Below are 13,878 nucleotides of genomic sequence, written 5' to 3'. Positions count from 1 at the left end.
TTATTGAATTATGAGATTAATTAACGCTATAATAAAACTAACAAAAATGACCGGAATAGAAAAAAGACTTCAACTGTTTAAGACGTGTTGGTAGCACTCTTAAACCGTTCCCCCTAGCCACAGTAGGGAAAACACTTGTCGAAGTCTCTTGTTAATAGAGTTAGTTTTTCTATAAAATAAAACTTATGGTTTTATTTTATATGAAATAGCTATCTATTTCAAGGGCTTAGTTCATCAAAATCACGACATTGTTTTCCTTTCTCCAGGGAAACAGTGTCTTTTTTTGTTCCTTAAAGGAGATAATGAACAAATGACAAAAATATTAACCTGCTATTTAAAAGATGTAGACACCTTTAACGGACGGTTTAAGTGGTTATGGAAGAACAAATCCACACTTCGGAAAAAGAAAGAAGAGTTTTTAGAAATTATTCGTACTCATTATAAACAGAACCAATCAGCTATACATAAAGAATTTCCTAAAAAAAGAATGGAAATGCTCGATCATGTCATCTATAATCTTGTGGCTACAGGCATCCAAGCCATTCGTTCTGAAACACTCATGAAGAAATTTAAAGTTTCTAAAAGTACGGTTTCTCGTTTTGTACGTTCGTTAAAAGCGACACCTTTTATACTTGTAGCACGTTACATTAAAGAGGATGCAACAGGTACTCACCCTGATAGCTATGTATTTATTCTTAAAAGCCATAAGAACTTTAATCGGATTTGCGACGAAATCTTTTTTGCCCATGATACAACAGGTATACAAATGGTCCAACCAGAAGAAATGACAACTCCTGTGACGCTTCCTGTGCTGTATCCAGAAAGTGCGGAAAACGTTGATACACCAAGCTTAAAGGCTGATAAATCACCTGGTGCCTTTATTAACCTTGATTTACCTGTAAATCATATAAATAATCATTTAATGTCTGCTTCACAGTCATTTACTTATATCAAAGGTGTTCCTAAAAAAGTTAATCAAGTCTACTCGGGTAAGTATGGTCATCAGCTAAAAGACTTTTATGCTCGCATTCAAAATGCTGCAAAAACGGTTAAACGAGATACAGAGATTGATATTACCAAAGGGCAAGTACATGAAATTGCGTATACATCTATTATTGGATTAGACAAATATGTATATGAAGCTAATCATAAAGGCAAATCTTTGTCCTTAGATAATATGTGCCAATTACTCTATAAAATTGCGAAAAACCAATTCTATCAGTTGGCTGATTCTAAAAATCAGGATTATTCATCAGTATATCCAACTCATGAGGAAGTTATACATAAAGAAGAGTCATCAACAAAATTGTTTATACCAAAACATATTATCCGTAAAGAAATCGTTCCTGATTGGTTAAAGACTGAGCAGGATCAAGAGAAGGCTACAGAAAAAGAAGAAATACCGTTAGAGCAGCAGCTAAAAATAATTGAATTAAAACAGGAATTAGGACAAGAACTTACACCAGAAGAGGAATGCTTGCTGCAAGAACACTGCTCTACGTACAGTTCATTAGAAATGGCGGAACTGAAACGAGATTTAGGACAAGCATTAACACCTGAGGAGCAAGACTTATTGCATCAATATACTAAATTAAAGGAACCAGCTTCTTAATTTTAAAAATAGTTAAAGCATAGCAAGGATTTTCATTATTTCTAACGTATTCAGTGTTTTAAGAGAGGACTTGGCAGGATTTGAACCTGCAAGACACCAAAGTTGTATAGTGTAATACGACTGGCTGCTCTGCCATTGAGCTACAAGTCCACACTACAAGTATGCACATAGTCTCTGGTTATATGTACGACAGAAGAAATCCCTTAGAAGCTAAATTATTATTAGGATATGTTTATTTAGAACACTGTTCTAAATAATAAATAAATCTATATCTACGCAGGAGGAGCACATTATGCCACATAAAATTACGTTAACTGGATCAGCCACAGGACCACTACGAGAATACGATCGCTATGTTGCCTTTGATATGCGTGAAAAAGGGTCACCATCTGCGCCTAAAGGCTTGAAGAAGAGTACGTTTATTTCGTACACGGTATTTGTTGCAAAGAAGGCTTTTAACAAAACAGGTCTCACGAAAAAAAGTATTATGCATGAAAAGATCTTAATTCAAGGAGAACCAACTTTAGACATTCCGATTGATGAATGCCCTGGTGAAGTAGGTGTAATCTGCTTCCAGATTACCGTTCTACCGAATAAGAAAGACAAAGAAGACAATGAACCAAACGATAAAAAAGAGGCCAAACAAGAGGCTTCTACAGCGCAACAAGAAGTTGCTGCTACCAAACAGGAAGAAAAACCGGCACCTACTTCTCAACCTGCAGCAAATGAAGAGAAGAAAGCTGAAAAAGTACAGGCAGAAGTGAAGGAGACACCTGTTCAAGAGAAAAAGGTGGAGCCACAAAAGAAACAAATAACAAATCAGCCAAAAGGAACACAAGATCTTCTAAGTTTCGATGAAATCATCGTACCTGAAGAGTTTTTAAAGACACGTCCAAACCCTCAAAAAACACAAAAAGTCATTGATTTTGTGAAGCGTACAGGGCGTCTGGATGAGCCATTAACGATTGAAAAAGGATCGAATATCTTGAAAGATGGTTACCGTCGTTATATTGTGGCCAAAACTCTTGAAATGGATAAAGTTCCAGTTATGTATGAATATCAGAAATCATAATGTATTTCCTTGAAGATGACTTATTACAAGGAGAGCGATAACAGTTAAGGCTGTGAAGGAAAGCATCATTTATCCATTACCACAGAATCAAGACATCGCAGAAATAGAAGGTTCTTTTCGCATCCAATTGCCCAATGCGTATAAAGAATTCTTGAAACAATATAACGGATGTACAGTAATAGATTCTACACCACTAACAATCATCAATAAGAGGTGTCAAATTGAACGTTTTTTGGGCATTATTAAAAACTTCAGTGAGCATCCTTATGGTGTGTATGATATTGGTTGCTGCGAAACCTCTTTAGGAGAACAAGGGCGGAATTTCTATGATGAAGATCTCATTGGATCTGAATTAATTCCGATTGCGAAGCTAGCATGGGGAGATTATTTATGTTTGAACTTTCACTATGATAGGAACAATCCGTCTGTCGATTTTCTAGATTATGAAGAATCATTTGAGTGTGATCCAGCTACATCAAAGATTGCTGAGACCTTCCAAGAGTTTTTGAGTATGTTATTATCTAAGGATACGAAATAGCAGAAAATGCTATTTCGCAATGAGATCATCTACTCATTTTGATTTTCAATCATAAAAGAGGAAGTGTTGACATGAAAAAGTGGCTTTGGATCATGTTATCCGTTGGAGTTATTACTCTCGTTTTTATGATGAATTACTTTATAGACAAAAGTCAGGAACAACAAAGCATGATACACAGCGTCTCACTTACAACCAGCACATCTCCTGAGCAACAAAACATTGTAGAAGTAAAAAAGATGTACAAACAAACCACTGATTACTTTGATTATGAGCAAAAACAAAAGGCTGATTCTCTTAGAATGTACTACAGACAACCCGGAAGCACTCTTAACCAATATAAAGAGCTTCAAGGCATTCAACCTTCTATGATTCATGATGTGAATGTGCATTGGAAAAGTGAGCAACATGTCATCATCAACATTATGAGAACGAATCACCAACACAAAAACAAGGTATACAAACGATTTAACTACAACCTTAGCGAAATGTAGATCTATGGTTTTACGTGTCTTCATCGTGAGTCTTATGTGTGGTCTTACAATAACAATAGTTGTTATCATTAGCCTTTTTATGGTGGTTTTCCGCCAGGATAAGCGAAGTTTACACGATTCAATGGCAGCTACCTATATGAAACGTGTAGATCCTACCAAAGTAGACAGCTCTAAACTTATTTAAAGCTTTTTTTAAAAGAGCAATGTTATATATTCAATAACCCTATTATTTCTACTATTTTACATTTCAAAAAGGAGAAACTTACATGAAAAAGTCAACGCCTTGTCCAGGGTGTCAAAAACCTATTACAATTGAGCATTTCGAAGATTTTTCAAGTCCTTTTACAATGAAATGCCCACATTGTCGGGAAAAACTGAAGGAAACCAAAATGACCCCGTGGTTATTGTTATTAGCTGTTGTTATCATTCCTTTATTGGTTTATCTAGGAATTACGGTTAAAAGTTTCTTGTCCGGCCATTTTCCTGTTGTTGAAAAGGTACCAACTATGATTGTATTTATGGCTTTTTGTTACCCTGTGTATGCCTTATATGAAGCTTATAATGCCGTTATTATCTTTAATAAGGGAAATTTACAACTAAAAAAGCCTAATTAATTTTTTATCTCTTTTCTATGAATATGTATTTAGTAATATCAATACTAGAGACATGTATTTTATTATTAGTGGATAAATTTTAAATATTTTATATTTTTTACCTTCCTCTTCAATCATGTTATCATCATCTGAGGAGCTATTTAGATAGATAAAGTGTTAATTTACAAGAAGGGGAGAAATATAAAGTGAATCAAGTAACAAAACCAGCAGGATTTTGGATACGCCTATTAGGAAATCTGTTAGATGGCATTATTGTAAGTATTCCTTTGGGTCTTATTGGCTTTCTTATTACAGGAGACTTTGATCGTGAAGATCCCATTACATCACTCATAGGTTTCATCTATGCGGTTGCTGTACCTATATTATGGTATGGCTATACTATAGGGAAACGAATTGTTGGAGTTAGAATTGTCAAAGTCAATGGAAAAAAACTTGGAATCGGAGCAATGCTACTAAGAGTTCTTGTAGCTGGCATTGTTTATGGTATTACATTAGGTATTGCGTTAATTGTAAGTGTGTTCATGGTGATTTTCCGTAAGGATAAAAGAAGTCTTCATGACATGATGGCAGGCACGTATGTTACATATTCAAAACCAGGTGAAATAAAAGATAAACAAGTATTTGTAAATTAATACTTAATCAACAATGCCGAATACCCTCTATTTCTAATCTACTAGTGGGGACTATTCAAACCTCCTACACATCAAGGTGTAGGAGGTTTTTCTTTGTATCAACTACCGGTTATGAGTAGGATAGCTAAACATTAGAAAGTTTCTTGAAATATGAAAAGGTTAACTATAGATTATTGAAAATACTTATTACTTCTTTTTTCACTATCCACGCAAGTAACTCTTTTTCTCTGTCATTTAAATGTCGATCTAAACGTTCCTCAAAATCAGAAACTAATTCTTCAAAACGAGGGCTATTTTCCATCTACATTCCTCCTATGTCACAAGTTTGAATAGATATATTTAATATATATCTATTTCCTTATTTTTCGTTACCGAAATCATTTCTATTTTCCAAACGTTTTTAATCATATTTAGAACAAAGACCGCCCATTATGTATCAGTGTATAAGGCGGTCTTAACTGTATTCATGCTATATGTTTATGACCAAAATATCGACACTATTCTAAAAAGACGTCAGCTAAAAAAAGCTATTGCTAAAATAGCTGCAACACAAGCTAAATAGACATTCCCACTCCAGTCTCTCTTTTCTTTTTCGTTCACCGCATAACTATTATAAGAACCTTCAATCGGATCTATCTTTAGTTTTCGTTGTATCTCGAATTCTTTATCTAAAATCAAGTCTAATTCCTCCATTGTTTGATAATTGTAAGGTAGGAATCTCCCTTGTTCGTCTCTCAATCGGTTGCTGACGTCTCGTAATGCGTGCTGCTTTTTCATGGTTAGGGGACTGTTGGTTGGGTTGAGTAGTTGCTCCTGACATTGGTTGGCCATCTGTTGATGTTCCAAGTAACGTAAAAGCACTTGTAAACGTTCCTTTTGGTTCAAGGTCATCATGGTTGCCTCCTCCTTTCTCTTCGGTGTTTGGCTCTTGTTCCATCCATAACGGGTGGGAAGAAGACTGCCATGGAGAAGAGGGGAGAGGGACGTCACTCACTTTATACTGATTCATTAGCGCTAAAAAAACAGGGTTGTGCGCTGCTGTAAAAAGCGCACACCTCATAATTTGATTTCGGTCTAATTCGGTAGCCTGAAACAGACTCTCCACATATGTACGATAAATGGAATGATACCGCACAGTTGGTCGATAGGTGCCTACATGATTTTTTGGCTTCTTATTTTTCTTCATATGCGTTTTTCTCTTTTAGAATGACCTCTAACATCTGCTTACCTTCTAAGGTTAAATAGACGTCTTTTCGATTCAATAACGCGATTGCTAATTCTTTTGTCACTTGATTCGCTCCATTCCTAATAGTTTAAGTTGACGTCTCTTTCTGACGTCTTAAATTATGATATGAACTACTGATTGTCCTATATGTAACTTTTTTTCTAATGATTAAAAAAGTTACATAATGTCCATACTTCTTCTTAAAGGAGATGGCTTTATGATTCTAGGCTTAGGAAAAAAGCGAACAAGATTTGGAAGATGGTTAGATAAGCAAGAAGATATTAATCAATTAGAACTCGAAAAGGCAACAAAGTTAAGTCGCCCAACTATATCTAGGCTTTGTAACGATAAAGACTACATACCTAAATACTCCACCATCTTTAGAATAAATAACGGATTGCGAAAGTTAAAGAAGGACGTAAAAGTAGAAGATTTTCTACAAATATAAATAGAAAATGCTATAATTGTCTTGGGAATGATACGTAAATGTTTTATAGACTTTAACGTAGCAGAAAAGCCTACTTGGTCTTATACAAGTAGGCTTTTCATATTCATTAAGTGTTTAACAGTATAACCCCTAGTTACTTCTTATTATGCTTAGGTGTTTTTGAAATTTTTTACTGTGAATAAAGTTAGATAGATAATGAGGGAAATTTCTTTCTGTTTAGTTGGTGAGAGAAATAGTTAAGGTGGTCAAAATCATCCTGAGAAATAGTTGATTGTTGATTCAAAGTGTTTTTTACATCTACTAATGTACATAGGTCGTGTAATTCATGATCAGTGAAGATACCTTGCAGAAGGTTTAACCGGAATAACAAGGGGATATTATCGGAGAGTTGAGTTCCACCTTCAGCGAAAAAAATTTGTCGCCATAAATGTCCATAATGTGTGGTCATTTCTTTTTCTATTATACTGGCAAGTGTTATTTCAATATCAAACAGCAAGACATACGATTTAAATAAGAGCTCTTTCTTCATTCACGTGCCCCCCCTTTATAAGATTTTAAAAACAGTCAAACTACAGTTATTATGTAGTATAGAAACACCTTTCATAACAAATACTTTGTTGCTTATCTTCTACATCCATTATTTTTTAGTTGTTTGCCTGTAACATAATATCTGAAAACATCTCTCTTTCAAGCTAATCGTCCATACTAGAGAATTTAGAATTAACTATATGTAGTAGCTTGATCATAAGGCCCACTTCTCCTAAAATGTCAATCTCACCTTATTCTTAAAATAGCACATTTCATTACTATTTACCTCCATTTTGTTACTTATCTTCACATATAACATGACTTTTTTCACCTTTATAAGTAAAAATATTCAAATTTATTTGTATTAACAAATGGTTTCATGTAGTAAAATTAATTTTGCTATAAATGAACAATACAAATAAAAATATATTTATCAAAAGGGGATAAAACAATGAAGAGTCGTGTTTTCAAGCTTGTTTCTTCGCTTGTTATAGGAATAGGGATTGCTACAGCTCCAGCTTCATCCTACGCAGCAACACCTAAAACCATGAAAGTACACTACATTGATGTAGGTCAAGGAGATAGTATCTATATTAAAGCTCCTAATGGTGAGGACATTGTCATTGACGGTGGAAACAAAGGAAAAGGAAATGCAGTTGTAAGTTATTTAAAGAAACAAAAAGTCGATGATATAGAAGTCTTAATTTCTACTCATCCTGATGCTGATCATATTGGTGGTTTAGACGAAATCATTAATGCGTTCAAAGTAGAAAATGTTTATGCACCGAAAGTAAGTAATAACACTCAAGCATACAAAGACTTTTTAAATGCAGTTAAGAAGAAAAAGTTAAAGATTCAAACAGCACAAGCAGGTGTAAAGCTACCTGTTAAAGATGTAAACGCTCAAATTGTGGGACCTACCAAGACTTATGCTAACAGCGATTTAAATGACTGGAGTGCTGTTGTACACATGGCTTATAAGAAGAATACATTTTTATTTACAGGCGATGCTGAAACAAAAGCAGAAGCAGACATGATTAAGGCAAAGAAAACACTACGTGCAGATGTACTTAAAGTTGGCCATCATGGTGCAAAAACGTCTACAAGTAAGAATTTCTTAGATGCCGTAAAACCTAAGTATGCGGTTATTAGCGTTGGCAAAAATAGCTATGGACACCCTACTTCTCAAGTTGTGAACCTACTAAAGAATTCTAAAGCAAGTATTCTGCGAACAGACCAAAGTGGTACGATTATGATTACAGGTGATGGATCATCTTATTCTGTTAAAAAATCGAGGTAATTATGAAAAAAATAAAAGGTATTATTGATCGATTTGAAGAGGGATTTGCTGTTGTTGAAATCGAAGGAAAAACAAAAGATTATCCTAAAGATATCTTTCCCAAGAATACACAAGTTGGAGATGTCGTTTATATTACGGGAGATAAAGTTGAAATTGATAAAGGTGAAACGAAAAAGCTGGCAAAAGAAATTGAAGATTTAATGAATGAGGTTTGGAAAGATTAAACTCTCTTACTGGTTGTATACAAAGCTATTACCATGCGATTCAAAAAGCCGAGAGGTAACTTTTCGGCTTTTTTGTTATGTCATGCTACCCTTTACAAATCTTTTGAAGGTACTCAATTCAGCTTAGTTGAAATTGCTATAAAACTTATATGACATAGATATTACTCCCATATATGAATAATAAGAATGATTGGTTTCTCCTTGAATGAAATGGGGATTAGTAAAAGGAAAGTCTTAACAATCTTAAATAGGAGGGAAGAAGATGTTTAATGATTGGAAAGAAGAAATTCAAGCCCATTTAATCAAAGAAGGTTATAGCGTTAGAGAATTTTTAGGTGAATCCCGAAGTTGGTATTACTTTAGGGTCAATAGTAGTTGGATAGGTGACCATATAGTTAAAGTCCAAAATGGATTTCTAGGTTATTTAAAAGAAAGGGTTAGTGGATAGGGAATAATAACAAAAATAGGGATTTTTAAATCATGCCTAGTGATGAAAGAGATTCATACTTTAGTCTAAATCTTAATTACTATAACGTAAATTATCGGAAATCACATTAAAAAAAAGCCTTTTTTTATTCTGATATCCCCCCCTATAGTAGACAGAAAAAGTAATCCTTTTGATCTGTCTACTATTGATAGGGTCATATCATTATATTAAGGGTATTTTGTATTTATAAAATTGTACCGTTACAAAGGACGTTACTATCTCTAATGGATAAAAATAGAGGAAAACCTTTTGAAATAACGATTTACTTATTAGAAATTGTTAATCTAGTCGAAACACGATCTTGTTTAGTTTGCACAACAGAGTAAACTGCTGAAAAAAGTGCTAAAGTAACCATTATACCTGCAACCCATATATTTGTTGTAACAGGATAATAATTGATTAATATCCCTCCAAATCCAGAACCTAAAGCCACTCCAAGATGTAAAAATGAAGTATTTAAACCCAGCTGAATATCGGAAGATTCAGGTGCTGCTTTAGCAAGATAGTTCTGTACTGCTGGACTAAGTGCCCAAACTAACGATCCATACAGTATAACTACAATTAGTAGACTAATTATTGATCTTGTGGCGTAGGGTAATACAAATAAAGAAGATGCAAATAACACGAGAGATATCAAAATAGTTCTAGCTCCTCCAAATTTATCGGAAGACCAGCCACCAATCCATCCTCCTGCTATTCCAGCTACACCAAAAGTCAGTAAAACAACACTAATCATGTTTGTTGATAATCCCATTGTAGTTTGAAGAAATGGTGTAAAATAAGTATAAACAGTAAAATGTCCTGTTAACTCTAAAACAGATATAAGATGTATTGAAACAATCTTTTTACTTTTCAATGTAGCTATTTGTTTAAGTAAGGATACCGTAGGTTGTGGGGGAACCTTAGGTAGAAATTTAATAATCCCTAACATAGATATAATACTAAGTACTGCAACTAATAAAAATGTCATTCTCCAACCAAAATTTTCACCAATTATTGTGCCTAGTGGTACACCTAACACGAGTGAGGCACTTAAGCCCATAAAAATAATTCCTATAGCACGCCCTCTTAATTCAGCAGCAACTGTATTAGCAGCCATTGTAACGGAGACAACAACTACGATAGAACAACTAGCTGCAAGAATAATCCTAGCGATTAATAAAGTTGTGAAACTCATACTGAATATAGATAAAATATTTCCTCCCAAGAAAATCAGCATGGCTATAAGCAACAATTTACGTCGCTCAATTCGAGAAGTTAAGGCAATAAGTATAGGTGCTCCAAATGCAAAAACAAAAGAAAAAATGGAAACCAACTGACCCACTGTGCCTACAGAAACATGTAAATCTTCAGCAATCATCCCTAATATACCTGCGATTACTAATTCCACTGTACCGGCAACAAATGTTGTAACTGCTAAAATAAAAATTCCTTTATTCATTGTAAGTCCTCCTGAAATATAAATGAAAATGAATGTAAATTAAAGAATACTCCTTACAGTGCGCTCTAAAGCAAGATGTATTTTAGGTATTTCAGAAAGTTTTCTTTATAAAGCGTGAAGTTTTTTAATAAATAAAAACCAGCTTATACTCCAATTAATAGTTAAGCTTTAAAAATTAAACTATAATTACCTTTATTGCTACACCATAACAATTTCTACAATCATCAATTAAATATCTGTATAATATTGTAAGTGTGCTATAATAATTTTCATGGAAAAACTATTAGCAATTCAGAATATCTCCTCAATCACCGGTCTTAGTGCATATACTCTGCGTTATTATGAGAATATTGGTCTACTAAGTGATATTGAGAGAGATGAAAATGGATACCGTACATACAGACAAACCGACATTTTATGGATTGATTTTCTCATCAGGTTACGTAAAACTGGAATGCCGATAACTAACATGAAGAAATTTGCAGAATTAAGGCGTCAAGGCGATTCTACAGCAACCGCGCGACGAGAATTATTAGAAATTCATCAAGAAAATGTTCTTAAGCAAATAAAAGAACTAGAAAGTAATCTAACAAAAATCAGTGAAAAAATTGACTATTATAAAAAAATGGAGGAGAAAATTTAAATTATTTAACAAATTTGTTTGATGAGACCTTAAATTAAGGGTCTTTTTTTGTGTTTTTAAATTAGCAAGTATCAATTATTTCTATAAATGAACTATTTCCCCCTTGCCTTATAGCGCACTCTAATCAATATACTGCTAATGTATAGGACGACAAAAGGAGGAAAACAAATGAAATATAGAAGTATTGGATCTTTACAGGTTTCAGCTTTGGGATTAGGTTGTATGGGTATGTCTGAATATTATGGCCATCAAAATGAAGGTGAATCCATTTCAACAATTCACCATGCTTTAAGTCTAGGGGTTAACTTTTTTGATACTGCAGATCAGTACGGTTTAGGTAAAAATGAAGAATTGATTGGAAAAGCTTTAAAGAATCAAAGAAGTAGTGTAAACATAGCTACAAAGTTTGGTTTTGTTAGAAACGAAGTTGGAGAGGTCATTGAGATTAATGGAAGACCTGAATATGTAAAACAAGCTTGTGAAGCAAGTCTAAAACGCTTACAAACAGAATATATTGACCTTTACTATCTACATCGCGTTGATACTAGGGTACCAATTGAGGAAACAGTAGGTGCTATGAAACAGCTAGTAGAAGAAGGGAAAGTTCGTCATATCGGTCTATCAGAAGCTTCTGATCAAACAATTCAACGTGCCCATAAAATACATCCCATTGATGCCTTACAAACTGAATACTCGATATGGAGCCGCGAAGTAGAAGAAGATGTGTTACCCACTTGCCGTAATTTGGGAATATCCCTTGTACCTTATAGCCCCCTAGGAAGAGGGTTCTTATCAGGTGAAATTAAATCCATCGGTAAACTTGCGGAAAATGATTATAGAAGAAATACACCTAGATTCCAAAGAGAAAATTTTAATCATAATCTCTCTTTAGTTATGAAATTAGAAGAAGTGGCGCACAATATGAATATTAGTACATCACAACTCGCTTTAGCTTGGGTATTATCCAATGGAGATGATCTTATTCCTATACCTGGAACAAAGAAAAAGGCTTATTTAGAAGAGAATGTGGCTGCTATAGATGTAGATTTACCCCTAGACATTAAAGCTATTATTGATGAAATTGCTCCAATCGGTAGAGCAGCAGGCAATCGTTATCCCTCAACTTCCATGACTTTAATAAATAAGTAAGAGAAGTGAGCTAAAGTGGAAGTTTGGAAAAAGAATATGCGTGTTTTAAGTATTATACAATTCTTAGTCATGTCATCGTTTAGTTTAATTATTTCCTTTATTCCTAACTTTCTTCGAGATAATTTAGGAGTTCATGATCTATGGTAACTAAACTTTTTTAATTTATATATTTGAACTTTAGATTATAAATGTCATTACCAAATTAATGACTAAAATAGTTATTAAGAGGCCTAATATAGCGTTTTGAAGTGTGAAGTTTACTTTACTATTTTGAAAACCTTTAAATACTACAATAAGAGTTACTAAATTCAAAAATAAAATTATAATTGCTGTAGGACTAGTTATAATATTCACTCCTATTTTTTGTGTAACCTTTATTTCTGATGCGTCTATATTCTTTTATATAACATATATAGAGATTTTTGGATACAGATTTCATTTCCTATAATCCATTTTATGTAAACTAATAATACATATCGTATTCATTAATTTCTCTCTCTTTATATGTGTTAAAATGTAATTATAAGGAAAAAAGAAGGATATTTATATGTTCACAGTGGGGATTGATGTGAAGAAAACAGAAAAAGAATTAATTATAAAATGGCAACTTGCCAAATTTAATATTGCACTAGAAGATATTATTGAAGTTACGGAAGACGATACGTATGGCGGTAAACAATCCGATGCAATCCGTATAGAGCCTCCATATGGTACGACTGATCAAATTCTCATTAAAACTAAGAAGCAAGATTATATACTCTTCACTACAAATAGAGCAACAATCCTAAACAGAATAAACTCATAATCGATAGTGTTTATGTACATATAATAGCCATATCTAATCATAGATATGGCTATTGATATTTTGCTTTACTACTAACAATTTTGATTATGGTAACAATGGTTGGACATGACATACATTCTGAATTAATACGTAAACTTTGATAGAATGTAATTATAATGTATGACTAAGCTCTTTACCAATAAGATTGGCTGAAACTGGTTTCTTCCCTATCTCCCTAGCCCATATCGATAATTGTCCAATATGATGTATTTCATGAGCAATCACGTGACGCATAACTTCTCCCCAAGTGTCAGTTGCTATACTTCCGTCTGGTTGTGGATCATAAAGAATATTCTTTTCTTTTTCTGCATTCCAAGACCTAACAAACTCTCTTACCTCAAACTGAAAGTTTGTATCTAGCTGGCGAATTTTTTCTAAGCTTTGATATTCCTCAAAATTCTCCTGGAAATCATCTTTTCCCTGAAGAACACGAATCCAACTCCACTCTACATCAACAATGTGAAAGAGAGTATGCAATATTCCTCCTACTCCTCCTGTTCGTTTTCGAAGCAATTCCTCTAGTGGAATATTCTCACACCATTGATACCATTCTTCTCTAACCAACCAGTTATAATGAAACATAGTTTGCAAACTAATTCCTCCGTTTACTATATTTTTTCACTTTGGCTC

General features: G+C 33.7%; 19 protein-coding genes and 1 tRNA gene. 13 read left to right on the top strand and 7 right to left on the bottom strand.

Annotated elements, in window-relative coordinates:
• Nucleotides 1–310: 310 nt before the first annotated feature.
• Nucleotides 311–1,612 carry a replication protein gene (locus tag ACH0CI_RS27140; protein ID WP_335707696.1) on the top strand — a complete coding sequence of 434 codons (1,302 nt, stop codon included), beginning with the start codon at nt 311–313 and terminating at the stop codon, nt 1,610–1,612.
• Nucleotides 1,613–1,677: 65 nt separating this feature from the next.
• On the opposite strand, the gene ACH0CI_RS27135 is transcribed toward ACH0CI_RS27140, so the two are convergent.
• Nucleotides 1,678–1,762 (bottom strand) — tRNA-OTHER (locus ACH0CI_RS27135).
• A 142-nt stretch (nt 1,763–1,904) separates the two neighbouring features.
• Here ACH0CI_RS27135 and ACH0CI_RS27130 point away from each other — a divergent pair.
• The 5 genes from ACH0CI_RS27130 (at nt 1,905) to ACH0CI_RS27110 (ending at nt 4,959) form a co-directional block, all read left to right on the top strand.
• Nucleotides 1,905–2,684, top strand: coding sequence for a ParB N-terminal domain-containing protein (locus tag ACH0CI_RS27130; RefSeq protein ID WP_335707697.1), 780 nt, complete (start codon nt 1,905–1,907; stop codon nt 2,682–2,684).
• A 52-nt stretch (nt 2,685–2,736) separates the two neighbouring features.
• Nucleotides 2,737–3,222: an SMI1/KNR4 family protein gene (locus ACH0CI_RS27125; protein WP_335707698.1), complete on the top strand. Its 486-nt coding sequence runs from the start codon at nt 2,737–2,739 to the stop codon at nt 3,220–3,222.
• Between the two features lie 71 nt (nt 3,223–3,293).
• Nucleotides 3,294–3,713 carry a hypothetical protein gene (locus ACH0CI_RS27120; RefSeq protein ID WP_335707699.1) on the top strand — a complete coding sequence of 140 codons (420 nt, stop codon included), beginning with the start codon at nt 3,294–3,296 and terminating at the stop codon, nt 3,711–3,713.
• Nucleotides 3,714–3,979: 266 nt separating this feature from the next.
• Nucleotides 3,980–4,327 (top strand): hypothetical protein, encoded by a 348-nt coding sequence (locus ACH0CI_RS27115; protein ID WP_335707700.1) that lies wholly within the window; start codon nt 3,980–3,982, stop codon nt 4,325–4,327.
• A 185-nt stretch (nt 4,328–4,512) separates the two neighbouring features.
• Entirely contained in the window at nt 4,513–4,959 is a 447-nt protein-coding gene (locus ACH0CI_RS27110) for an RDD family protein (protein ID WP_335707701.1), read from the top strand.
• Nucleotides 4,960–5,122: 163 nt separating this feature from the next.
• Here ACH0CI_RS27110 and ACH0CI_RS27105 read toward each other — a convergent pair whose 3' ends face one another.
• The 3 genes from ACH0CI_RS27105 to ACH0CI_RS27095 form a co-directional block, all read right to left on the bottom strand.
• On the bottom strand, nt 5,123–5,260 hold the full coding sequence (locus ACH0CI_RS27105) for a hypothetical protein (protein ID WP_335707702.1): 138 nt from the start codon (nt 5,258–5,260) through the stop codon (nt 5,123–5,125).
• A 212-nt stretch (nt 5,261–5,472) separates the two neighbouring features.
• Nucleotides 5,473–5,637 (bottom strand): hypothetical protein, encoded by a 165-nt coding sequence (locus ACH0CI_RS27100; protein ID WP_335388307.1) that lies wholly within the window; start codon nt 5,635–5,637, stop codon nt 5,473–5,475.
• The gene (locus tag ACH0CI_RS27095) at nt 5,624–6,145 is read right to left on the bottom strand and encodes a hypothetical protein (RefSeq protein ID WP_406902540.1); all 522 of its coding nucleotides are present in this window, start codon (nt 6,143–6,145) and stop codon (nt 5,624–5,626) included. The genes ACH0CI_RS27100 and ACH0CI_RS27095 overlap by 14 nt, the downstream gene beginning before the upstream one ends.
• A gap of 256 nt (nt 6,146–6,401) precedes the next feature.
• Here ACH0CI_RS27095 and ACH0CI_RS27090 point away from each other — a divergent pair, with 256 nt between their 5' ends.
• Entirely contained in the window at nt 6,402–6,632 is a 231-nt protein-coding gene (locus ACH0CI_RS27090) for a helix-turn-helix domain-containing protein (protein ID WP_406902538.1), read from the top strand.
• 184 nt (nt 6,633–6,816) lie between these two features.
• Here the strand turns inward: ACH0CI_RS27090 and ACH0CI_RS27085 are convergent, their stop codons facing one another.
• On the bottom strand, nt 6,817–7,161 hold the full coding sequence (locus tag ACH0CI_RS27085; protein ID WP_335388303.1) for a hypothetical protein: 345 nt from the start codon (nt 7,159–7,161) through the stop codon (nt 6,817–6,819).
• Between the two features lie 450 nt (nt 7,162–7,611).
• Between ACH0CI_RS27085 and ACH0CI_RS27080 the strand changes: the two genes are divergently transcribed.
• The 3 genes from ACH0CI_RS27080 (at nt 7,612) to ACH0CI_RS27070 (ending at nt 9,132) form a co-directional block, all read left to right on the top strand.
• The gene (locus ACH0CI_RS27080; protein ID WP_418055588.1) at nt 7,612–8,460 is read left to right on the top strand and encodes a ComEC/Rec2 family competence protein; all 849 of its coding nucleotides are present in this window, start codon (nt 7,612–7,614) and stop codon (nt 8,458–8,460) included.
• A 2-nt stretch (nt 8,461–8,462) separates the two neighbouring features.
• On the top strand, nt 8,463–8,684 hold the full coding sequence (locus ACH0CI_RS27075) for a DUF3006 domain-containing protein (RefSeq protein WP_335388301.1): 222 nt from the start codon (nt 8,463–8,465) through the stop codon (nt 8,682–8,684).
• A 262-nt stretch (nt 8,685–8,946) separates the two neighbouring features.
• A complete protein-coding gene (locus ACH0CI_RS27070; RefSeq protein ID WP_406902536.1) occupies nt 8,947–9,132 on the top strand; it encodes a hypothetical protein in 186 nt (61 codons plus the stop codon).
• 301 nt (nt 9,133–9,433) lie between these two features.
• Here ACH0CI_RS27070 and ACH0CI_RS27065 read toward each other — a convergent pair whose 3' ends face one another.
• Nucleotides 9,434–10,612 (bottom strand): MFS transporter, encoded by a 1,179-nt coding sequence (locus ACH0CI_RS27065; RefSeq protein ID WP_335388300.1) that lies wholly within the window; start codon nt 10,610–10,612, stop codon nt 9,434–9,436.
• 271 nt (nt 10,613–10,883) lie between these two features.
• Between ACH0CI_RS27065 and ACH0CI_RS27060 the strand changes: the two genes are divergently transcribed.
• The 3 genes from ACH0CI_RS27060 to ACH0CI_RS27050 all read left to right on the top strand — a co-directional run bounded on the left by ACH0CI_RS27060 (nt 10,884) and on the right by ACH0CI_RS27050 (nt 13,209).
• Nucleotides 10,884–11,255 (top strand): MerR family transcriptional regulator, encoded by a 372-nt coding sequence (locus tag ACH0CI_RS27060; RefSeq protein WP_406902535.1) that lies wholly within the window; start codon nt 10,884–10,886, stop codon nt 11,253–11,255.
• A 168-nt stretch (nt 11,256–11,423) separates the two neighbouring features.
• Nucleotides 11,424–12,404, top strand: coding sequence for an aldo/keto reductase (locus ACH0CI_RS27055; RefSeq protein WP_335708355.1), 981 nt, complete (start codon nt 11,424–11,426; stop codon nt 12,402–12,404).
• 547 nt (nt 12,405–12,951) lie between these two features.
• A complete protein-coding gene (locus ACH0CI_RS27050; RefSeq protein ID WP_335708490.1) occupies nt 12,952–13,209 on the top strand; it encodes a SunI/YnzG family protein in 258 nt (85 codons plus the stop codon).
• A gap of 150 nt (nt 13,210–13,359) precedes the next feature.
• Here ACH0CI_RS27050 and ACH0CI_RS27045 read toward each other — a convergent pair whose 3' ends face one another.
• Nucleotides 13,360–13,839 carry a DinB family protein gene (locus ACH0CI_RS27045; protein ID WP_335708489.1) on the bottom strand — a complete coding sequence of 160 codons (480 nt, stop codon included), beginning with the start codon at nt 13,837–13,839 and terminating at the stop codon, nt 13,360–13,362.
• Nucleotides 13,840–13,878 lie beyond the last annotated feature (39 nt).

Source organism: Priestia sp. 179-F W1.4 NHS, from assembly GCF_045369295.1.
Taxonomy (GTDB): domain Bacteria; phylum Bacillota; class Bacilli; order Bacillales; family Bacillaceae_H; genus Priestia; species Priestia zanthoxyli.
The sequence above is the reverse complement of the archived record's forward strand: the minus strand, read 5'-3'. Positions and strand labels throughout refer to the sequence as shown.